We start from the raw sequence: 21,742 nt of genomic DNA on the forward strand, positions 1-21,742 counted from the left end.
CCCGGCCAGCCGGCGGCTTTGCCCGCAATCTCCCCGCGTCAGGCTCTTCAGGCGGTGGACAATCGACTTGTCGCCCAGCATCGGGCAGGCCATCGGTGCGGCCAGGGCAAAGTCCTGACCGCGCGCGAACCCGGCGATCACCTGCGCATAGGCCGCCCGCTCGCCGCGTGTGCGTCCGGCCATCACCCGCGCATCGCAGGCCGCTTCCTGATCCGAGCGCATCGCCCGCCAGCCCAGCCACGCCAGCGGATTGAACCAGTGCAGCGCCAGCACGCCCTGCGCGGCCATATTGGCAAGCAGATCACGCCCGCGATGGTGCGCCAGCTCGTGGGCAATCGCGAGGTCGCGCGCGTCGCGGTCATAGTGCGCCATGAAATTGGGCGACAAGGCCACCACCTTGTCGAACACCCCGAAGGCGACCGGCGCGCTGGCCTCGGGAGTCTCGACCAGACGGACCCTGCCCGCCTCGCCCACCGGACGCGCCTCGGCCAGCAGCTGGGCGCGCATCCGGCGATAGGTGCGCACCCGCATGGTAAGGAACAGCGCCGCGCCGCCCAGCCATAGCGCGAGCATCAAGGGTTCGACCCAGGCGAACGACAGCTCCGTTGCAGGTGCGGCACTGACATATTCTGCGACCGGAGCCTGCACGGCAACGGCCTGCACCTCCTCGACCGGAGCCATGCTCGCGGGCAGAACCAGCGGCGGCAGGAGGAAACGCAGCAGCACCAGCCCCCACAGCGAATAGGCGATCCCGGCGCCAAAGGTCCGCGCCACCGGGCGCCGCAGCAGCAGCACGGCAAGGATCAGCGCGCCGGTCCAGAAAAAGGTATCGACCAGCCATCCGGCAACGAGCGCGCTCACTGCTTCAGCTCCTGCAACAGGCTCTCGATCTCGGCGATATCCTGCGCGCTCAGTGCTTCGGATTCGGCAAGGTGCGCGAACAGCGGCGCGGCGCGACCACCGAACAGCCGGTCAACCAGCCGCCGCGATTCGCCGCCGACATAGTCGGCCCGTTCGATCAGCGGGGTATAGAGGAAGCGGCGGCCATCGGCCTCGGTGGCCAAAGCGCCCTTGGTGACGAGCCGCGACAGCAGCGTCTTGACCGTGGCGAGGCTCCAGTCGCGCTGGCCGCCGACCGCTTCGCCGACCTCAGCCGCCGACAGCGGCGAACGCACCCACAGGGCCTCCATCACCGCATGCTCGGCCTCGCTGATGCGTTCACCGCCCAGCAGCCCTTTCGCTTTTGTCCCACCCATGTGCCGACTCCCTCAAGCAGCAATTCGATTACATGTGTAGCTGATACGATTACGCCTGTAAACTGAACCCGTCTTTAACGGGCGCTGGATCGCGGCGAAGCGCCTGCTAAACCCGGCAGGATGACGCTCACGCCCTATAGCCCGCCGGTCCGCAAGCTGGCCGATTGCCAGAAGATCGCCGACTTCCGCGAGCTGGCGAAACGCCGCCTGCCCTTCCCCGTGTTCCACTATATCGACGGGGCCGCCGACGACGAGACGACCCGCCGCCGCAATACCGAGGCCTATGGCGAGGTCGACCTCGTGCCCGACGTGCTGGTCGGCGCGGACAAGGTCGATCCTTCGTGCACGATCATGGGGCGCACCTCGTCGCTGCCGCTGGTGCTCTCGCCGACCGCGCTGCAACGCATCTTTCACTGGCAGGGCGAACGCGCGGTGGCGAAAGAAGCCGAGCGGCACGGGCTGTGGTTCGGCATCTCCTCGCTCTCGACCGTCAGCATCGAGGAGATCGGCGCGAACTATGCCGGGCCGAAGATGCTGCAATACTATTATCACAAGGATCGCGGCCTCAACGCGGCGCTGGTCGAGCGGGCCAAGGCGGCGAAGTTCGACGCCATCGCGCTGACGGTGGACACCATCGTCTCGGGCAACCGCGAGCGCTGCAAACGCACCGGCTTTTCGACCCCGCCGCGTTTCACGCCGGCCAATGTCCTGTCCTATGCGATGCACCCGGCCTGGGCGCTCAATTTCCTGTTCCGCGAGAAATTCGACCTGCCCAACCTCTCGACCCACGTTGCGGCGGGGAGCGGCAAGGCGGTGTCGATCCAGGACTACTTCAATTCGATGCTCGACCCGGCGCTGAACTGGCAGGCGGCTGAGCAGCTGCGTAACGACTGGGGCGGCATGTTCTGCCTCAAGGGGGTCATGTCGGTGGGCGATGCGCGGCGCGCGGCGGACATGGGGGTCGATGCGATCATGGTTTCGAACCACGGCGGCCGCCAGCTCGACGGCAGCCGCGCCCCGTTCGACCAGCTCGCAGAGATCGTCGATGCAGTGGGCGACCGGGTCGAGGTGATCTGCGACGGCGGGGTGATGCGCGGCAGCCACGTGCTGAAGGCGCTCGCCATGGGCGCAAAGGCGGCAAGCGGCGGGCGGCTCTATCTCTATGCGTTGGCGGCGGCGGGACAGGCAGGCGTGGCCCGCGCGCTCGACCTGCTGGAGGCGGAAATCCGGCGCGACATGCAGCTGATGGGGGTGAGCCGTGTGGATCAGCTCACGCGCGACCATTTGCGCAGGCGTTAGCTGAGAAGGCGAGAGTTCGTGATGCGGCGCAGGAGCTGCTATATTACCACGCAAACACCGAACAGCTACCACTCGGTCGTTAGCCACCCGTCCGCTTTCGATGGACCAAACGTCGTAAAGCTGCTGCTCGGCTGTAGGCCGAACAGTCCGTTGTCCCCAGTTCCGGCGACAATCGATCTTGTTGTGCGAGAATCGTGAGAGCACATCTCTGTAATGGCAAGGCTCTCCATCGGCGATCGCATCACTCGGCACTTTGACGAGTTCGATCACAAATGGAACCGTGACTTCAATAGGTCTAAGGCTGACCTAGGTCTGAGAGGCCTCACCGGCAGTTCGGATATGATCAAGGCTGGCTTCACTACCTTTGAAGCCGGGCTTAATGAAATGCTATCCCGTCTCTTGAGCGAGATCGCCCATGTCATTCGCCACAGGGGACGACGTTGGAGTGATGCTCACAAACAAGTGAGGGATGCGCTGGTTTCGAGATACCCCGACATTGCAAACCTCATCGGCGGTCAGCTTGGGACACGACACGGGTTCGATTACAGTGTCTGGGCGCAATTTGGAATCGATATCAAAAGCGCTGCGATAGACGTGATCGATGCCCACGAACACGGATATACGAGCCCGAAGCCGGACCCCATAGCTGTGAGGCATCCAGTCGGTTACGCTGCAATTTGCGGTGTGCTCGGGCTTCTTGGCGGAGGCTTGGTAAGTGCTTTCGGTGCCGACATTCGCACAGCCACCCTATATTTTTTCGCATTGACCCTCAGTCCACATCCGGATCCCAGTCCAATGCCGACAAACCCGCACTCAATCTATCGGAAGACCGGAGCGCGCGAGAGCACCCACATGGCTGCCTTCCTAGCACCTGAACGGCAGGAAGTCCTCGCGCAGGCGCTCGTAGGCGGGGAGCAGATCGACGTCGTTGACGAGCGAATAGGGATCGAATCGGAACTCGGCCAACAGCGGTTTCGTGCTCATCCTAGTCCTCTCACAGTATCCCAATGGGCGAGCCATGAGCCCTCGCCGCAGCCAAGCCCTTGATCTTGCCCAATTGCGCGGACTTTTTTGCCAAGCGCAGCCAAATGCTGGCACATCGTGGGCCATGGTTAACCGATTCGCCCTGCTCGCCGCCCTGTCGCTCGCCCTGCCCGCCGCGGCCCATGCCGCCGACAATGCCGAACTGCCCTCGCTCGAAGAGAGTGCGCACGAATTCGAGACGGTCGACGTCGTGCTCGAAACCGCGCTCGGCCCGATCACCGTGGCGCTGGAGACCGAACGCGCGCCGATTACGGCAGCCAATTTCCTGCGCTATGTCGACGAGCACCGGTTCGACGGGATCGTGTTCTATCGCAGCATGCCCACCAACTGGGGCGAGCAGCCCAACGGCCTGATCCAGGGCGGCACACAGTGGGATCCTCAGCGCATCCTGCCCGGCATCGCGCACGAGCCGACCACGCTGACCGGCCTCACCCACACGCGCGGCGCGCTGTCGATGGCGATGAACGAGCCGGGCACGGCCAACGGCGACTTCTCGATCATGCTGGGCGACCAGACAGGCCTCAACGCCAAGCCCAACGCCGACGATCCGGTGTGGCAGCACGGCTATGCAGTGTTCGGCTATGTGACCGAAGGGATGGACGTGGTCGAAGCGATCTTCAACTCCCCGCGCGACCCGGAGAAGGGCGAAGGCTGGATGAAGGGCCAGATGCTGGCCGAGCCGGTGACGGTGCTGAACGCACACCGGGCGGAAAGGGACGAGTAGTCAGTTCCTCCCCTCCGCGAAAAGGCAGGCCGACGAGCATCCCAATGGCTCCCCAACGGCTTCATGATGCTGTATCTTTGCCTCAGATCGGCCTCAGGGGGATGAGAGCATGACGGATACGCGATGCTGGGAAATCGACCGGCTGGCGGCCAAGCGGCTGCTGGACTGCCTCAAGATCGAGGTGCCCCCTGCGATGATCGACGAGGTCGCCACCGCCTTTGCCGACCACCGCGCGGAAGTGCAGCGGTGGACCGCCGACCGCGTGCAATCGCGGATTATCGGAGTGCTCGAAGAGCAATCTGTCCACGACTTCGCTCAAAGGGACGCCGATTGGGCCAACGGGTTCATTGCCGCAGAGCAGATGGTCGCCCGGTTGTCGCTCAACGAACTGCTGGATCAGCCGCACGGCAAGGCGCAGTCGAAAGGGCAGGTGCTGCGTTCGCTCGTGCGAGGCGCACGCAAGCGTTCCGCGATTGTCGAAAAACGCTCCGGCTGAGCAGCGCTAGGGCCGCTCGCCCGCCAGACGCGACATGAGGATTGCAGCGCGCTTGGCCTGTCGCGGGAAGCTCGACAGGTCGACCCATTCGCCTACCGCGTGGCCATTGCCGCCCGCAGCGCCAAGGCCCACCAGCCCGTCGACATAGGGGGCGACGAAGTTGATATCGCCCGCCCCGCGCATGATCGGGGGCAGCACCGCCATCGCCTCCAGCCCGAGATCGGCGTTGATCGCGTTGAGCCGGTCAAGCAGCGCGGCATTGCCCTCAGTCGGAGCCATCGGCGGATAGCCGCGCGAAACCTGCAAGGTCGCCGTGGTGCCGGGCAGGTTCTGCGCGACGATCTCTTCCATCTTCGCCACCACCCGCTCGGTCTGCTCAGGCGAAATCGTGCGAAAATCGCCCCGCGCCACCGCCACGGGTGGAATGATGTTGCCCTTGCCATAGGCGGTGGCGGAGAGCCGGTCGTCGCTCAGCGCCGCCTCGCTGCCGCCGGCGATGATGCCGACGTTATAGGTAAGGTCTTCCTCGGGCAGTTGCTCGCGGAAGGCATCGAGGATGCGCACCAGTTCGTAGATTGCGCCGTAGCCGACGCCATCGGAAAAGATGCGCGAGGAATGGCCTTCGGTGCCGGTGGTGTTCACCTGCCACGAGTTCGACGAGCGCCGCGCGATCGAGCCCATGTCCTTGCCGTCGAGCCGCGCGAGCCCCTCGAAATCGAGCGCCACGTCGCTTTCCTGTGCTGCGGCGAGCAGGTCGGCGCGGGCCGCTTCGCGCGGGGAGCCGACCGACTCTTCGTCGCCCGTGAGCGCGACGATGATGTTGGCCCCGTCCAGCGTTCCCGCCTCATGCATGGCGCGCAAGGCCGCGAGCATGATCGCGACCCCGCCCTTGTCGTCTTCGGCGCCGGGGCCGGTAACCGTGTCGCCCTCGCGGGTATAGTCCTGAAACGGCGCGGTCGGCTCGAACACGGTGTCGAGGTGGCCGATCAGCAGCATCCGCGTGGTGCCGGGCGTGCCCGTGTGGCGTGCAAACACATGGCCTGCGCGGCCTTGTGCGCTCTGGTCGATCCACGCGACATCGAAGCCGAGCGCTGCGAGTTCGGGCATGACCACATCGGCCACGGCGCGCACGCCGGGCGCATTGTGGGTGCCCGAATTGATCTCGACGATGGCCTTGTGGAAGGCGATCACATCGTCCTGCCCCGCATCGACCGCGCTGACGATGGCCTCCTCCTGCGGCGAGAGCTGCGCCATGGCAGGGGCTGCAAGAGCGAGCGCAGTGGCTCCGGCGATAAGGCCTGCGAGGCAGCGGGGGAGCGAATGCGTCATGGGGCGATGCTGCATTGCAACACCGCCCTATGTCAAGCAGGTGCGCCAAAGCAGGCGGTCAGCATGCTCGGGACGCGGCACCCAGGAGGTCTCACGCTTGCCAAACAGCCCGATGACCTAAGGGGCGCTCACCAACCGCGTGCCCGCATGAAGCGCTGAATGCGCGGACGAACGCGCAAGAACCGCAGATACGGCGCCTCAAGCCCGCGCAGCACCAACGGATTGCGCGCGGCAAGGCCAAGCAGGCTCCGTCGTGCCAGACGATGATCTGCCTCGTGGTCATTCGTCGATCGCCGTGTAATCGAGCCCGGCCATGCCCGCCATGAACTCCTCGCGAGTGAACAGGCCAAGACACGGTCTTGCTCCCGGCGCAATTGTCCGACCTTCCGCCAGCATTTGCGCGATCAGGATCACCGGTACGCAAGGGATATTGGGGCCATCCCCTGAGCGTGCGATGATCCAGTGGCGCCGCACCATCGGTACGCCGTCGTGACCGATGCCCTCGATTACCATGTGGAACCCGCTTCGGCCATTCCCCAGCCAGTTGAACAGCTTCGAAACCTTGAGCAGCAGCGGCGCGAACCGGTCAAGCCGGGGCAGCAGCCCCAGGCTGACCAGCTTGCCCATCATCCACGTGCCGAAATGCAGCACGGCGATTTCGTGCCCGGCATAAAAGGCATAGCCATGCAAAGTGGGATAGCGGGCAGGAAACAGGCCAAGATCGGGGATATTGCCATGCCCGAACCAGCGTCGGCCCAATTCGGGATAACGCACGCTGTGCAAGCCTGCCCAGCCAGTGACGGGCTGCATTCGCCCGTTCGCCAGCCGGTCGAAGCGCTGGCCAACATAGCTCAGCACCGCCGCAACGGTGCCCGCCCCGCGATTGGCCTGTTCCGCACCGCTGATGCCGCAATGGGCAGAGCGCACCTCGGCCATCGCTCGGACGGCTTCATCGAGATAGGCAGCAGTGAGGCATGGGACCGAACTGGCCCCGGCGATCACGGCCACACCCGCCTTCTGCGCAGCTGCATCGAGCGCGCCGATCCCGCAGACGAAGTCGCGCGCATCGGCAATGTCGCAATAATGCGCTCCGCAGGCGACGGCCGCCTGCGCCACCTGATAGCCCTGCGTGTGATAGGGCCCGACCATGTTGATGACGAGATCAGGGGCAACGGCCGCGATGGCTGCCGCCGGGTCCGCCAGATCGACCCGTGCCCCTTGTGCCGGATTGGCCGCATTCAGGGCAGCCGCAGCAGCTCGCGCTTTCGCCAGATCCCGCCCGGCCAGAACCAGCGCCATGTCCGCGCGCAAGGCCAGCTTGCGCGCGACATAGCCACCGAAATTGCCATAGCCGCCAATGATGAGAACCTTCAGCACAGCCGAGGTTCTCACCAGATCAATACACGCGCGCCTTCGGCTTGATGTATTCGATATCGTCGGTGAGCGTATATTCGTGCACCGGGCGATAGTCGATCCGCACCTGGCCGCCGCTGCCGCCCCAGCCTTCGAACCAGGCGGCGGTGTGCTTCATCCAGTTCGCGTCGTCGCGGTTGGGGAAGTCCTCGTGCGCGTGGGCGCCGCGGCTTTCCTTGCGGTTTTCCGCCGATTTCATCGTCACCACGGCCTGCGCCATCAGGTTGTCGAGCTCGAGCGTCTCGATCAGGTCCGAATTCCAGATCAGCGAGCGGTCCGACACCTTGATGTCCTGCATCCGCTTGTTGGTCTCGGCGAGGTGCTTCACGCCCTCGGCCATCAGCGCCGAATCGCGGAACACAGCGGCGTGCTTCTGCATCGTCTGCTGCATGTCCTTGCGCACCTCGGCGGTGGAGGAACCGCCATTGGCGTTGCGGAAGTGGTCGAGCCGGGTCAGCGCGAATTCGGTGCCCTCGCCCGAGATTTCCTCGTGCGGGGTGCCGGGCTTGATCGTCTCCTTGAGACGGAAGCCGGTCGCGCGGCCGAACACCACGAGGTCGATCAGCGAGTTCGAACCCAGACGATTCGCCCCGTGGACCGACACACAGGCCGCCTCGCCCACCGCGAACAGGCCGGGCACGACCTGGTCGGGGTTGCCGTCAGCGCCGATGGTCACGACCTCGCCGTGGTAGTTACAGGGGATGCCGCCCATGTTGTAGTGGACGGTCGGCGTCACCGGCAGCGGCTGGCGGGTCAGGTCGACACCGGCGAAGATCTTGCCGCTCTCGGTGATGCCCGGCAGGCGCTGGGCCAAGGTCTCGGCCGGGATATGGTCGAGGTGGAGATAGATGTGGTCGCCGTTCGGGCCCACGCCGCGTCCCTCGCGCATTTCCAGCGCCATCGAGCGGCTCACCACGTCGCGGCTGGCCAGATCCTTCGCCGACGGGGCATAACGCTCCATGAAGCGCTCACCCTCGGAGTTGGTGAGATAGCCGCCCTCGCCGCGTGCGCCCTCGGTGATGAGCACGCCCGCGCCGTAGATGCCGGTCGGGTGGAACTGCACGAACTCCATGTCCTGCAGCGGAAGCCCTGCGCGCAGGACCATGCCGCCGCCATCGCCGGTGCAGGTGTGGGCCGAGGTAGCGGTGAAGTAGCAACGGCCATAGCCGCCAGTCGCCAGCACCACGCCGTGGGCGCGGAAGCGGTGGATCGAGCCGTCGTCCAGACACATCGCGATCACGCCGACGCAGGCGCCGTCCTTCATTATGAGGTCGATCGCGAAGTATTCGATGAAGAAGTCGGCGTCGTACTTCAGGCTCTGCTGATAGAGCGCGTGGAGCATCGCGTGACCGGTGCGGTCAGCCGCGGCGCAGGTGCGCTGGACCGGCGGGCCTTCGCCCATGTTCTGCATGTGGCCGCCGAACGGGCGCTGGTAGATCGTGCCGTCGGCGTTGCGGCTGAAGGGCACACCGGCGTGCTCCAGCTCGTAAACCGCCTGCGGGGCCTCGCGCGCGAGATATTCGATCGCGTCCTGATCGCCCAGCCAGTCCGAGCCCTTGACGGTGTCGTACATGTGCCACTGCCAGTGGTCAGGCGTGTTGTTGCCCAGCGAAGCGGCGATGCCGCCTTGTGCTGCCACGGTGTGCGAGCGGGTCGGGAAGACCTTGGAGATGTTCGCCGTCTTCAGGCCCGCCTCGGCAGCGCCCATCGTGGCGCGCAGGCCAGAGCCGCCCGCGCCGACAACCACGACATCGTACTGGTGATCAATGATCGGATAGGCCTTGCCGCCGATTTCAAAAGTTTCGCTGCGGGCCATTACGCGGCTCCTCCAGTGGCAACGGGAACAAGCGCGAGACGCGCGATACAGAACAGGCCGAACACGGTGCCGCCAATCCAGGCGAGGTTCAGCGCCAGCATGACGCCGAAGCGCGAGCCGCTGTCATGGACATAATCCTCGATCAGGACCTGCAAACCGATGCGGGCATGCCAGAAGGTGGTGAGCACCAGCAGGGCCATCATCACCGCCGGGATCGGCTGACTGATCCAGGCCGAGACGGCGGCGTAGCTCATGTTCGGGAGCGTCAGCAGCGAGACGATCAGGAAGACCAGCGTGATCAGGTTGCCGACCGCGGTGAAGCGCTGCAACAGCCAGTGGTGCGCGCCGGTGTGGGCAGAGCCGAGGCCCCGCACGCGGCCGATGGAAGTTCCGTTACCCATTGAGAATGCCCCTCAAAGCAGGAAGATCGCGGCCCAGAAGGCCACTGTCAGCACCACGGCGCCGGTCACCGAGGCAATCGACCACATGCGGTTGGCGTCAAGCTCGTAACCCGCGCCGGTGTCGAGCACGAAGTGACGCAGGCCCGAGCACAGGTGCGTGAAGAAGGCCCAGGTCAGGCCCACCAGCACCAGATAGCCGATCGGCGTGGTCATAACCGTGTGGAAGGTTTCATAAGCCGCCGGCCCGCTGGCGAGCGCGCCGAGCCACCACAGCAGAACGCCAAGGCCGACAATGGCCATGCCGTCGCCGGAGACGCGGTGAAGGATCGAGACCAGCATATGCGGGCCCCATTTCCAGATTTGCAGGTGCGGCGAGAGCGGGCGGTTGGCCATGTTCTGTCCCGTATGGTGCGTTGCGATGCCCCCCATCTAACGTCTCGCGCTAAGGACACAAGCGCGCTGGCAAACAAGTGTGAGGCTATCGCGCTCTTGCCGGCGCAGCTAAGCAAGGGTCATGACCAACATTCTCGTTACCGGAAGCAGCAGGGGCATAGGCCGCGCGACCGTGCAGGCACTGGCTGCGCGCGGCGCAAAGGTGATCGGCCAGGCCACGCGCAGCACCGATTCCGCCACCCTTGCCGCCGATTTTCGCGCCCCGGTCGCGCCGCAGATGCTGTGGCAGGAGGCATTGGCGGCGCTCGGCGGGCAAATCGACGTGCTGGTGAACAATGCCGGATTATTCACCCCCAACCCCATCGCAGGCAGCGATCTCGACTGGCTCGACGCTTGGGAGGACACGCTGCGCATCAACCTCACCGCCGCCGCGCAGCTGAGCAGGTTTGCGGTGCGCCACTGGCAGGAAACGGGGCGCGCGGGCCGCATCGTCCATGTCTCCAGCCGCGCCGGGCATCGGGGCGATTCGCCCGCGCACTGGCACTATGCCGCCGCCAAGGGCGGGATGCTGGCCATGCACAAGACCGTGGCCCGCGCCTATGCCGCCGAAGGTATCCTGAGCTTCGCCATCGCGCCGGGCTTCACCGACACTGCGCCGGGAGACGACTATCTCGCCAGCCGGGGCGGCCCTGCCCTGCTCGCCGACATTCCGCTGGGCCGCGTGGCCGAGCCGGAGGAGATCGCGGCAATCGCCGTGTTCTGTGCACTGGACGCCCCGGCCAGCATGACGGGCGCGGTGATCGATGCCAACGGTGCCAGCTACGTCCGCTAGAGGCTGACGACATTACCTTGCTCCCCTCCCCTCGGGGAGGGGCTGGGGGTGGGGGCTCGACGCTGGTTAGCGTGGAACCCCCATCCCAACCCTTCCCCACAGGGAAGGGCTTTGCGAGACGGTGCTATGTCATCCCGCTCAGACTTTACCGCTGTCCTACACGGCGAGTGTCGGGCTAAACGGCGGCAGATCATGGCAGGCGGGCAATCCAACTTTATTCCGCCAGGGTGTCAACTTCGATGAGAAGGCGCAAGGCAATGCAATTGTTGAGGTTCTTCCCCGGAATGCTGGTTGGCATAGCGTCAACTTTGTCACTTTCGGCCTGCGCCGCTGCCAGCGAGCCTGCGACCGACCCCGCCCAGACCAGCCGCATCGACGCCGCCTTCCCGCCCTCCGCCTGGCCACAGGCTTGCGAGGACTGGGACGAGTGGGACAAGCCCGGCCCGCCCTTCGCGCTGGCGAGCAGCGACAGCTTCTATGTCGGCACCTGCGGGATTGCGGCCATCCTGATCGACAGCGGCGAGGGCCTGATCCTGATCGACAGCGGCACCGATGCGGGCGCCGACGTGGTGCTGGCGAACATCGCCGCGCTCGGGTTCGATCCGGCCGATGTAAAGCTGATCCTCACCAGCCATGAGCATTTCGACCATATCGGCGGGGTGGCGAAGATCCAGCAGGCAACCGGCGCGGAGCTGGTGACCTCGCAAGCGGCAGCCGAGGTTTTCACCAGCGGTGAAGTCTCACCCGAAGATCCGCAGTTCGGCACCATCGACGGGGTAAAGCCTGCGCGGGTGGACCGGATCGTCGGCAATGGCGACGTGGTCGAACTGGGCAACAAGCGCCTCGTCGCCACGGCCACACCGGGCCATACCCATGGCGCACTGAGCTGGTCGTGGCAGGGCTGCGACGAGGATGGCAAGTGCCGCACCATCGTCTATGCCGACAGCCTCTCGCCGGTCAGCAGCGACAGCTATCGCTTCTCCGATCACCCGGACTATCTCGCCGCCTACCGCGAAGCGATCGCGCGCGAGGCCGCGCTCGATTGCGACGTGCTGGTCACTCCGCATCCCTCGGCCAGCGAAATGCGCGACAAGTTGCTGGCGGGCGGGATCGCCTCGGGCATGAACTGCGCACAATATGCCGCCAGTATCACCGAGCGGCTTGACGCGCGCCTCGCAGAGGAACACCGCCCGTAACCATGAGCTGGAAACTGTCTGCCATCACCTCGCGCGAAGCTGTCGAACAAGCGCTGGACCGCGCCGAAGGCTGGGACGAGGCGCTCGTCCTCGCCGCTTTCGAAGTCGACCCGGACGAGCCCGACGTGTGGCAGCTCGATGCCTATTGCGAGGGCAAGCCCGGCAAGGCCGAACGCGCGGCAGTGGCGGCGTTGTTCGATGGCAACGCGCCTGAGATCAAGGCCGAAGAGCTGCCCGATGCGGATTGGGTGAGCGAGAGCCAGAAAGGCGCACAACCGATTCGCGCCGGACGGTTCTATGTCCACACGCCCGAGCACCCCGCCAGCGAGGAACCGGGCGTGACCAGCTTCTGCATCCCGGCGGCGCAGGCTTTCGGCACCGGCCAGCACGCCACGACGGCGGGCTGTCTGGAAATGCTCGATACGATGCGCGCCGATGGAATCGTGCCGCGCGACGTGGCCGATATCGGCACCGGCACTGGCCTGCTCGCCTTTGCCGCGCGCGATCTGTGGCCCAAGGCGCGCTACACCGTCAGCGATATCGACCCGCTGTGCACCGAAGCGGTGATCGACAACGCGCTGCGCAATGGCATCCCGCTCGGCACCGAGCCGGGCAAGGTCGTGGCCATGACCGCCGAAGGCATGGACCACGAGCTGCTGCACGCGCGCGCGCCTTACGATCTGCTGATCGCCAATATCCTTGCCGCCCCGCTGATCGAGCTGGCGCCCGACTTCGCCGCCGCGCTGGCGCCGCGCGGATCGGTGCTGCTGGCGGGCCTGCTGGCGACGCAGGAAAGCACGGTGCGCCGCGCCTACCGTCGCCACGGCCTGCGGCTGCACAAGCGCATTCAGCGCGGCGACTGGAGCATCCTGTGGCTCAGGGCGCGTTACGTCGGCTAGGGCGCGCGGTCTGGCGCGCGTTTGTTATCGTGATGCTGCTGCTGTCGGCCTACCCGGTGGCGGGCTGGCTGGGCAGCACGATCCCGCGCGGTTCGGGCGAGAATGACCAGAGCGCCGAGGTGACGATCATGGTCGAGACCAACGGCACGCACACGGGCGTGGTCGTGCCGGTGGCCAACGCGGTGAAGGACTGGCGCGAGACCTTCCCCAGCGCCGCCCGCCCCCGCCCGCAGGATGGCCAGTTGCCGACCCACTTGGGGATCGGCTGGGGCGAACGCGAGGTGTTCCTGAACGTCGCCGAGTGGAGCGACCTCAAGCTGGCGACCGCCGCGCGGATCGCGCTCGACGGCGGCGAGCCGCTCATGCGGGTGAGCCCCTATGTCCGCCCGATGCCAAGCGCGAGCTATCGTCCGCTGACGATCAGCGCGGCGAACTACCGGCGGCTGGTGAAGCGGATCGAAGCCTCGCTGCCGAGGCTTGCGCCGGGTGAGCAGAGGCAGGAACTGCGCGCGAGCTACACCGCCGATGCCTATTACCCGGCGCTCGGCACGTATACCCTGCTCCATACCTGCAACAGCTGGGTGGGCGACATGCTGGCGGCGGGCGGGATCGAGATGGGGGCATGGACACCCTTTGCCGGAGGGGTCACAAAGTGGATACCTGTCCCCGGTGCCAGCGCCGATCTGGCGATCTGACCGGAGGCCCGCAACGAAGGGATCAGGCGATGGAATGGCTGGTTTCTGTGGTGGTGTTCTGCCTCGCCCTCGCGCTGCTGCCGCTGTTGCTGAGGCGGAGCCGCAAGTCCGCGCGCAAGGGCACGGCAGGCGGGGTGATGATGGGCCTCGGCCTCGCCTTCATGACGATCTTCGATCCCGCCAAGGCGGAGAGCATGGAAGAAATTCGCGAGCGCAAGGATCGCGGCGAGGCCGATCAGGGTGAAAGCGGCGACAAGCCGGACTAGCCCGCCGCCGCCACAATCTCGGCCCAAGCCGCCTCGTCGATCACCGCGATGCCGAGTTCCGCCGCCTTCTTGAGCTTGGAGCCCGCGCCGGGGCCAGCGACCACAAGGTCGGTCTTGGCGGAGACGGTTCCTGCCGCCTTCGCCCCGAGCCGCTCGGCCTGAGCCTTGGCCTCGTCGCGGCTCATCGTTTCGAGCTTGCCGGTGAACACCACCGTCTTACCCGCGACTTCGCTATCAACTGTCGCCACTTCGTAAAGCGGCGGGCTGACTTCGCCGAGCAGGTCGTCCCAGACCTTGCGGTTGTGCTCTTCGTGGAAGAAGTCGGCCAGCGCGAAGCCCACCGCGATCCCGATGCCATCGGTGCGCACTTCGAGAACGGCCTTGATCTGCTCGACCATACGCGCGGTAAACTTGCCTTCGCTCTCGTCCTCGCCGCGCGGGTGCTCGACGCGATAGGCCGATATCTCGCGCGCCTTCTCGGGCAGGCGATGAATATCGCTGAGCCCCTTCAGCAGGTCGCGCGCCGTCACCGCGCCGACATGCCGGATACCCAGCCCGAACAGCAGCCGCGCAGCATCGGGTTCGCGCTTGGCCTCGATACTCGCCAGCAGGTTGTCGACCGACTTCTCCTGCCAGCCTTCGAGCGCGAGAATCTCCTCGCGGCGTTGGCGCAGGCGGAAGATATCGGCGGGGCTTTCGAGCCAGCCGAGCGCGAAGAACTGGTCGATGGTCTTCTCGCCCAGCCCCTCGATATCGAGCGCGCCGCGGCTGACGAAGTGTTTGAGCCGCTCGGTGCGCTGTGCGGGGCAGATCAGGCCGCCGGTGCAGCGGACATCAACCTCGCCCTCTTCGGCGACGGCTTCACTGTGGCATTCTGGGCAATGGTCGGGGAAGGTATAGGCCGGACGGTCCTCATCGCGGGTGACATTCTCAACCACCTGCGGGATCACGTCGCCTGCGCGCTGGATCACCACCCGGTCGCCCACGCGCAGGCCGAGCCGCGCAATCTCGTCGCGGTTGTGGAGTGTCACGTTGGTGACGGTGACCCCGCCCACCAGCACCGGCGCGAGCCTGCCGACCGGGGTCAGCTTGCCGGTGCGGCCGACCTGGATGTCGATGCTCTGCACGGTCGTTTCGGCGCGCTCGGCGGGGAACTTGTGCGCCAGAGCCCAGCGCGGCGCCTTGGCGACGAAGCCCAGCCGCTTCTGCCAGTCGAGCCGGTCGACCTTGTAGACGACGCCGTCGATTTCGTAGGGCAGCGCCGCGCGGCCTGCGCCGATGCTGCGGTAGGCTTGCAGCATTTCGCCGACATCGGCGCAAAGGCGGAACTCGGGCGAGACGGGGAAACCCCATGCCTTGAGCTGCGCCACGACTTCGCTCTGGGTGTCGCCGGGAACGTCACTCGCCGCGCCCCAGCCGTGCGCCCAGAACCGCAGTTTCCTGCCCCCAGTGATTTCTGGTCTTTTTTGCCTCAGAGAGCCAGCAGCTGCATTGCGAGGATTGGCAAACTTCGTTCGGCGTGCAGTTTCAACTGCCTCATGGAACGTGCTTTGAGGCCCCTCCTCCTTAATTCCTGCCTCGCTCATCGCAGAAAGCTTTTTATTAAGCTCAGCAAAGGCCTGTTTTTCCATATAGACTTCGCCACGTACCTCGAACAGTTCGGGCACGCCTTCAGGCAATTGCTGCGGGATGTCTTCGATATAGGCGACGTTGGCGGTAACGTTCTCGCCGACCTGCCCATCCCCGCGCGTGGCGGCCATCACCAGCTTGCCCGCCTCATAACGCAGCGAGCACGAAAGTCCGTCGATCTTGTCCTCGGCGGTGAAGGCGACGGGCTCGCCCTCGGCCAGCGAGAGGAAGCGGCGCACGCGGGCGACGAAGTCCGCCACCTCCTCGTCGGAGAAGGCGTTGTCGAGGCTCATCATCCGAACCGCGTGCGTGACCTTGCTGAGCGGCGAGGAGGCAATTTCGTGGCCGACCTGCTGGCTCGGGCTGTCGGGCCGGATCAGGTGCGGGAAGGCTTCTTCCAGCTCGGCATTGCGGCGCACCAGCGCATCGTATTCGGCGTCCGAAATCTCGGGCGCATCCTCTGCGTGGTAAAGCCGGTTATGCTTCGCGATCTGCTTTGCCAGCCGCATCAGCTCGTTGGCGGCCTCGGCTTCGGAGACTTGAGCTTGCGCGCGCCCACCACCCCCACGCCCTTCCTCTAAAGAGGAGGGGGCTTGCTCGTCATCTTCTATCATTCCGCAATCCGCACCGGCGCCGGCGCGATCACCCAGCCGTTCGCACCCCACTCCATCCCGAAGCGGTTGGTGGTCATGCCCTCGATCCCGCGCACCATGCGGATCCAGCCGGTGCAGCTGAACTCATCGGCGCAGGTGAAGTTCGCCAGTTCGACCACCATGGCCGCGTTCGGAGCGCCCTCCTCGGCTTCGGCGTCGACCCAGTTGCCGTCGCGCAGCGTGCAGCGCGCGAATGGGGCGAGCCGCGGATGGCGCTCCATCAGCGCCTTTTCGCCCTCGGGCGGGAGCGCCTCGGAGGTGCGCCCATCGCTCTCGGCAACGCAGGTGGTTGGCTCGGGCAGCTCTGCGAAGTGGTCCGCCAGCGCGCTGTCGAGCAGTGCCAGCTGCGGGGCCGCGTGCTGCTGCGAGAGCTTCGGCAGCGGCGCAGGCAGCGCGTTATCGCCGCCGGGCACCGCGACACAGCCAAACAAGGCCAGCGCACCTGCAAACACGAACACTCCGCGCATCATATTCCCTCCAGCAACCGGTCTGCCTGAGCGCGCGCCTCGGCGGTGATTTCCGCGCCCGAGAGCATCCGCGCAATCTCTTCCTGACGCCCCTCGGGGTCAAGCAGCACGACCGAGGTGCGCGTCACCGTGCCCTCGCTCGACTTGGCGATCATGTAATGCGTGCGCCCGCGCGCAGCCACCTGCGGCGAGTGCGTGACCGCGAGCAACTGCCCGTCCGCCCCTGCCAGCCGCGACAAACGCTCACCGATGGCCGAAGCGACCGCCCCGCCCACGCCGCGGTCGATCTCGTCGAAGATCACCGTCGCCGCCCCGCCCTGCTCGGCCAGCGCCACTTTCAGCGCGAGGATAAAGCGCGACAGCTCGCCGCCAGAAGCGATCTTGGCAAGCGGCGCAAAGTCGGCGCCGGGGTTGGTCGCGATCAGGAATTCGACGCTATCGAGCCCATGCGGGCCCCAGCGCTCTTCGTCCAGCTCGGTGACGGCAGTGCGGAAGCGCGCGGCATCGAGCTTGAGCGGGGCCAGTTCGCCCGCCACCGCCTCGTCGAGACGCATGGCCGCCGCAACGCGCGTTGCGTGCAAAGCCTCGGCGCGGGCGCGATAGACCTGCCCGGCCTGCTCGGCGGCCTTGACCAGCTCGGCCTCGCGGCTGCCCGCCAGTTCGATCCCGTCGAGCTGCTCGCGCAGTTCCTGCACCTTCGCAGGCAGATCGTCGACGTGGCAGTCATGCTTGCGGGCAAGCGCGCGCAGTTCGAACAGGCGGCGCTCGATCCGGTCGAGTTCGGCGGGATCGAAGGAAAGCGCATCGGCCGCGCCCTGCAACTTCTCTTCCGCCTCGCCCGCCTCGATCACGGCGCGGTCGAGCGCGGCAAGCGCCTCGGCCAGCAGCGGGTGTTCTTCGGCGATCCGGTCAAGCCGCCGCGCCGCGCTGCGCATCTGGGCGAGCGCCGAATCCGAACCGTCCCACAGCAGCCGCAGCGTTTCGAGATCGCCCGCCAGCTTCTCGCCCTTCTGCATGTCGGCGCGGGCACCGGCGAGCTCTGCCTCCTCGTCGCCCTCGGGCGCGACTTCGGTGAGTTCGGCAAGGTGCGCGAGCAGCAGATCCTGTTCGGCGACCAGCGCGGCGTGAGCATCGCGCGCCTGCGCCAACGCATCCTCCGCCGCGCGCCAGCTGTTCCACGCCTCGGCCACACCCGCGCTGTCGCTGCCCGCATAGCGATCGAGCAGCATCCGGTGGCCGCGCGGGTTCACGAGCCCGCGATCGTCGTGCTGCCCGTGCAACTCGACCAGCGCCGGGGCCAGCGCCCGCAGCAGTGCCACCGAAGCGGACTGGTCGTTCACAAAGGCCCTGGAGCCGCCATCGGTGCGCACCTTGCGGCGGATCATCAGCGGCTCGCCCGGTTCGACCTCGATCTCGGCATCGGCCAGCGCTTCGGCAATGGGATCGGGAAGTGCGGCAAATTCGAAGCTCGCGGTCACGCTCGCCTCGGCCTCTCCGGCGCGCACCAGCGCGGTTTCGGCGCGGTTGCCGAGCACCAGACCCAGCGCATCGAGCAGGATCGACTTGCCCGCCCCGGTCTCGCCGGTGAGCACGCCGAGCCCGGCGCCGAACGACAGGTCGAGCGCCTCGATCAGGACGATATTGCGGATGGCAAGCGAGGTCAGCATGGGCGCTCAGCCTTATCTGGCGGCGCGGCCCGCCGCAATCCTAGCCGCCGTTAACGCGCGCAGGTTCGTACTTCTGCATCATGTCATAGGCGCGTTCGTACCACTCGTTGCCGGGATAGTTCGCACCGAGCACGGCGGAATAGCGCTGTGCCTCTTCGGGGATGCCCAGCGCCAGCGAAGTCTCAGCGAGGCGGAACAGCGCCTCGGGCGTGTGGCTGGTGGTCTGGTAGTTCTCGGTCACGTTGCGGAAGCGCAATTGCGCCGCGAGCCACTGGCCCGAACGCTCATAGAACCGGCCGATCTCCATTTCCTTGCCTGCGAGGTGATCGTTGACAAGGTCGATCTTGAGGCGCGCGTCGGCGGCATATTCGCTGCGCGGATAGCGGCGCGTCACCTCGGTCAGCGCGGCGAGCGCCTGACGGGTGATCGCCTGATCGCGCTCCACATCGCTGATCTGCTCGTAATAGCTCATGCCCATCAGATAATAGGCATAGGGCGCATCACGGTTGCCGGGGTGGATCGAGAGGAACCGCTGTGCCGAGGCGATCGACTTGGTGTAATCGCGGCCAGCATAGTAGGCAAAGGCGCTCATCAGCTGGGCGCGGCGGGCCCAGGGTGAATAGGGATGCTGGCGCTCCACCTCGTCGAACAGGCCGGCGGCCATCTTGAGGTCGCCCCGGTCGAGCCGGTCCTTCGCAGCGCGATACAGCGATTCGACATCGCGCGCGACATAGGCGGTGTCAGCCTTCCCCCCGCCGGTCGAGGCGCAGGCCGAAAGCAGCGTGGCCGAGGACAACAGGGCGGCCATCAAGGCCTTGCGCAGCACAGGGCGCGATACAGAGCGAGTGATCATAGCTTGGCGCTATAGCCAAGAGCGTGCTGAACGCCAAGTGAAGTACGCGAGGCTTTCCCACCGCGATGACGACATAGAAAAAGGGCGGCAGGTTGCCCCGCCGCCCTTCTTTACTTCGTTATTTCTCGCCTCAGGCGGGCGCGGTTCGCTTAGAAGCGGACCGTAGCCGAGAGCGAGAAGTACCGTCCGAGGACGTCGTAGGTCGCCGGATAGGTGTTCGACTGCTGGCCGTTACCGCCCTGCTGCGAGCTGGCGAGCGGCTGGAAGCCCTTGTTGAAGACGTTCTTCACACCGGCAGCGAGCGAGAAGTGCTCGTTGATGTCGTAGCCTGCGGTCAGGTCGAAGTAATCGACCGAATCCAGGTGTTCAACGGCGTAGGTCGTGCTGTCGTCTTCGTCGTGCGACGCACCAATGTGACGCCACAGAACCGAGAGGAACGCGTCGCCGTCACGATAGGTCGTGCGCAGCGAGTGACGCCAATGCGGCGTCGGACCCGAGGCCACGGTATCCGAGCAGACGCGACCAAACCGGCCGGCACACTCATTAACCGGGAAACCGGCACCGGCAACCGCGTCATAGTCGAGCGAGAACAGGTAGCTGCCCTTGAAGTCGAACGAGAGGCCAGCCGAACCGCCACCGAGGAAACCGTCACCCAGCGGGAGGCTGTAGCGCGCGCCAAGGTCGAGACCTTCGGTGTGGAGCGAAGCGGCGTTGACGTTGAGGTCAACAAAGCTCTCGAGTTCGCCGGTCGACGAACGGGTGATGAGGTCGCAAAAACTCTCAATCCCCGACTTCAAACAGGCATTCACGATATTCTGGCTACCGTAACTGCCAATGTAGTCATCGATTGTGATGTTGTAGTAGTCGACCGTAAGCGACAGACGATCGATGAACTCGGGCACGTAGACCGCACCGATAGTCCAGGTCTTGGCCGATTCTTCCTTCAGATTGGAGCTCCCACCGACAAAGGCCGGGAACGACGTGCCGCCCGAACCATAGTCAGTGCCGACCACAGCAGCCGGAACGCCATTGGCGATGCAACGATCCCGCAACGCGCCCGAAGCCGCCTCAGGAGTCTGACACGGGTCGCTGGCACCCGCGAAGTCGACCGTCCGGCCACCGAACAGTTCCTCCACGCTCGGACCGCGGATTGCCTGCTGGTAGTTGCCGCGCAGCGAGAAGCCGCCAGCCACGTCCCAGATGCCGCCAACGGCCCAGGTCCACACGCCGCCAACCGAATTCGAATAGTCCGAATAGCGCAGAGCCCCGTTCAGCTCGATCGATTCAGCCCACGAAAGACCCGACAGAACCGGCAGGTTCAACTCGCCAAAGAATTCGGTGAGCTCATAGCCGCCTTCGGTCGGCAAACCGGCGTTGAAGCCGCCCACGTCGCCCGAAGCAAGGAAGGTGTCGGGCTGGTACTTGGCAAATTCCTCACGCCGTTCGACACCGAGCGCGATACCAACAGGGCCGGCACCCAGGTCGAACAGGTCGCTGTTGGTGATGACACCCGAATAGACCTTGGTGCTCGCTTCAGTCAGGTTGGTGGCCGAGATGCTGATGTAATTTGCAGCATCCGAACTGATTTGATTCGGGCCGAACACGTTAATCGGAACGCAGCCGTTTGCACGGGCAGACGCATCGGCACAGCCCAGCGTATAGCCAGCCACCGGCGTGGCGCTGACAGTGTTGCCATCGGGCGAGATGTAGGCGGTCTTCAGACCGGCCAGCAGCGCGCTCAACTGGATGTTACCGCTTTGAACGGACGAGTTGCGGGTACGCGAATACTGGTAGTACAGGTCGTAGGACCAGTTGCTACCAAGGTCGCCTTTCACACCGGCAAGGACGCGGAAGGCATTGCGATCATCGGCTTGATTACGCGAACCCGTTTCGAGATATCGGCGGCTGTCTCCCGTCAGCACCTATGGCACAGATTAGAGGTTGTGATTTAAGGAGGATTTGGGCTTCGTCGTAGTGACGAAGGAACGAAGATGAAGCCCAAATCCTCAAGGTCCAAATTGCCTGCCGAGCAGGTCGTAAAGGATATCCGCCGCAAGACTCGGCGGCACTTCTCTGCCGAGGACAAGATCAGGATCGTCCTTGATGGCCTGCGCGGCGATGACTCCATTGCCGAGCTGTGCCGCCGCGAAGGGATTGCGCAGAGCCTGTATTACACCTGGTCCAAGGAGTTCATGGAAGCCGGCAAGCGCCGTCTGGCTGGTGACACTGCGCGTGCTGCGACCACGGACGAGGTGAAGGGTCTGCGCCGTGAAGCGCGCGATCTGAAGGAGTGCGTGGCCGATCTCACTTTGGAGAACCGGCTGCTCAAAAAAAGCATGATCGCGGATGGGGGAGACGAAGAATGAGATATCCCGCATCCGAGAAGCTCGAGATCATCCGGATCGTCGAGCAGT

20 protein-coding genes and 1 pseudogene are annotated in these 21,742 nt (G+C 65.5%); 9 read left to right on the forward strand and 12 right to left on the reverse strand.

All coding sequences use genetic code 11. The features are described from left to right. Positions 1–861, reverse strand: an 861-nt coding sequence (locus tag D2V17_RS08600) for a M56 family metallopeptidase (protein WP_220474090.1), incomplete at its 3' end; no start/stop codon positions are given. Next, complete coding sequence (locus D2V17_RS08605) at positions 858–1,256, reverse strand: BlaI/MecI/CopY family transcriptional regulator (RefSeq protein ID WP_119592660.1); 399 nt, start codon at positions 1,254–1,256, stop codon at positions 858–860. The genes D2V17_RS08605 and D2V17_RS08600, both read right to left, overlap by 4 nt. A gap of 120 nt (positions 1,257–1,376) precedes the next feature. On the opposite strand from D2V17_RS08605, the gene D2V17_RS08610 reads away from it, so the two are divergent. The 3 genes from D2V17_RS08610 to D2V17_RS08620 all read left to right on the forward strand — a co-directional run bounded on the left by D2V17_RS08610 (position 1,377) and on the right by D2V17_RS08620 (position 4,819). Next, a complete protein-coding gene (locus D2V17_RS08610) occupies positions 1,377–2,555 on the forward strand; it encodes an alpha-hydroxy acid oxidase (protein ID WP_119592661.1) in 1,179 nt (392 codons plus the stop codon). Positions 2,556–3,663: 1,108 nt separating this feature from the next. Then, positions 3,664–4,323, forward strand: a complete 660-nt coding sequence (locus tag D2V17_RS08615; protein WP_119592662.1) for a peptidylprolyl isomerase — start codon at positions 3,664–3,666, stop codon at positions 4,321–4,323. Between the two features lie 109 nt (positions 4,324–4,432). Next, on the forward strand, positions 4,433–4,819 hold the full coding sequence (locus D2V17_RS08620) for a hypothetical protein (protein ID WP_119592663.1): 387 nt from the start codon (positions 4,433–4,435) through the stop codon (positions 4,817–4,819). A gap of 6 nt (positions 4,820–4,825) precedes the next feature. Here D2V17_RS08620 and D2V17_RS08625 read toward each other — a convergent pair whose 3' ends face one another. The 5 genes from D2V17_RS08625 to sdhC form a co-directional block, all read right to left on the reverse strand. Next, positions 4,826–6,148: a M20/M25/M40 family metallo-hydrolase gene (locus D2V17_RS08625; protein ID WP_119592664.1), complete on the reverse strand. Its 1,323-nt coding sequence runs from the start codon at positions 6,146–6,148 to the stop codon at positions 4,826–4,828. Between the two features lie 279 nt (positions 6,149–6,427). After that, positions 6,428–7,525: a saccharopine dehydrogenase family protein gene (locus tag D2V17_RS08635; protein ID WP_191229132.1), complete on the reverse strand. Its 1,098-nt coding sequence runs from the start codon at positions 7,523–7,525 to the stop codon at positions 6,428–6,430. Between the two features lie 19 nt (positions 7,526–7,544). Next, positions 7,545–9,377, reverse strand: a complete 1,833-nt coding sequence (sdhA, locus tag D2V17_RS08640; protein ID WP_191229133.1) for a succinate dehydrogenase flavoprotein subunit — start codon at positions 9,375–9,377, stop codon at positions 7,545–7,547. After that, positions 9,377–9,778, reverse strand: coding sequence for a succinate dehydrogenase, hydrophobic membrane anchor protein (gene sdhD / locus D2V17_RS08645; RefSeq protein ID WP_119592666.1), 402 nt, complete (start codon positions 9,776–9,778; stop codon positions 9,377–9,379). Before sdhD ends, sdhA begins: the two co-directional genes overlap by 1 nt. A 12-nt stretch (positions 9,779–9,790) precedes the next feature. Further along, a complete protein-coding gene (gene sdhC / locus D2V17_RS08650) occupies positions 9,791–10,207 on the reverse strand; it encodes a succinate dehydrogenase, cytochrome b556 subunit (protein WP_425453634.1) in 417 nt (138 codons plus the stop codon). 85 nt (positions 10,208–10,292) lie between these two features. Here sdhC and D2V17_RS08655 point away from each other — a divergent pair, with 85 nt between their 5' ends. The 5 genes from D2V17_RS08655 to D2V17_RS08675 all read left to right on the forward strand — a co-directional run bounded on the left by D2V17_RS08655 (position 10,293) and on the right by D2V17_RS08675 (position 14,059). After that, positions 10,293–11,003, forward strand: coding sequence for an SDR family NAD(P)-dependent oxidoreductase (locus tag D2V17_RS08655; RefSeq protein ID WP_119592668.1), 711 nt, complete (start codon positions 10,293–10,295; stop codon positions 11,001–11,003). A gap of 257 nt (positions 11,004–11,260) precedes the next feature. Continuing rightward, positions 11,261–12,199, forward strand: coding sequence for a subclass B3 metallo-beta-lactamase (bla, locus tag D2V17_RS08660; RefSeq protein ID WP_245978641.1), 939 nt, complete (start codon positions 11,261–11,263; stop codon positions 12,197–12,199). 2 nt (positions 12,200–12,201) lie between these two features. After that, positions 12,202–13,098, forward strand: a complete 897-nt coding sequence (locus tag D2V17_RS08665; protein ID WP_119592670.1) for a 50S ribosomal protein L11 methyltransferase — start codon at positions 12,202–12,204, stop codon at positions 13,096–13,098. Positions 13,099–13,130: 32 nt separating this feature from the next. Next, positions 13,131–13,793 (forward strand): DUF2459 domain-containing protein, encoded by a 663-nt coding sequence (locus D2V17_RS08670; protein ID WP_119592671.1) that lies wholly within the window; start codon positions 13,131–13,133, stop codon positions 13,791–13,793. Positions 13,794–13,822: 29 nt separating this feature from the next. After that, the gene (locus D2V17_RS08675) at positions 13,823–14,059 is read left to right on the forward strand and encodes a hypothetical protein (RefSeq protein WP_119592672.1); all 237 of its coding nucleotides are present in this window, start codon (positions 13,823–13,825) and stop codon (positions 14,057–14,059) included. Here the strand turns inward: D2V17_RS08675 and ligA are convergent. The 5 genes from ligA to D2V17_RS08700 all read right to left on the reverse strand — a co-directional run bounded on the left by ligA (position 14,056) and on the right by D2V17_RS08700 (position 21,250). Next, positions 14,056–16,197, reverse strand: coding sequence for an NAD-dependent DNA ligase LigA (gene ligA / locus D2V17_RS08680; RefSeq protein WP_245978642.1), 2,142 nt, complete (start codon positions 16,195–16,197; stop codon positions 14,056–14,058). The two genes, D2V17_RS08675 and ligA, sit on opposite strands and share 4 nt — an antisense overlap. Positions 16,198–16,298: 101 nt before the next feature. After that, positions 16,299–16,808, reverse strand: coding sequence for a hypothetical protein (locus D2V17_RS08685; protein ID WP_147367305.1), 510 nt, complete (start codon positions 16,806–16,808; stop codon positions 16,299–16,301). Beyond that, positions 16,808–18,475: a DNA repair protein RecN gene (gene recN, locus D2V17_RS08690; RefSeq protein WP_119592675.1), complete on the reverse strand. Its 1,668-nt coding sequence runs from the start codon at positions 18,473–18,475 to the stop codon at positions 16,808–16,810. The genes D2V17_RS08685 and recN overlap by 1 nt, the downstream gene beginning before the upstream one ends. 40 nt (positions 18,476–18,515) lie before the next feature. After that, positions 18,516–19,328 (reverse strand): outer membrane protein assembly factor BamD, encoded by an 813-nt coding sequence (locus tag D2V17_RS08695; RefSeq protein WP_119592676.1) that lies wholly within the window; start codon positions 19,326–19,328, stop codon positions 18,516–18,518. A 149-nt stretch (positions 19,329–19,477) separates the two neighbouring features. Continuing rightward, entirely contained in the window at positions 19,478–21,250 is a 1,773-nt protein-coding gene (locus D2V17_RS08700) for a TonB-dependent receptor domain-containing protein (protein ID WP_119592677.1), read from the reverse strand. 69 nt (positions 21,251–21,319) lie between these two features. Between D2V17_RS08700 and D2V17_RS08710 the strand changes: the two are divergent. Further along, positions 21,320–21,742: pseudogene (locus D2V17_RS08710) on the forward strand (transposase); the annotation flags it as partial.

The organism is Aurantiacibacter xanthus, assembly GCF_003584015.1.
In the GTDB taxonomy this organism is placed as follows: domain Bacteria; phylum Pseudomonadota; class Alphaproteobacteria; order Sphingomonadales; family Sphingomonadaceae; genus Alteraurantiacibacter; species Alteraurantiacibacter xanthus.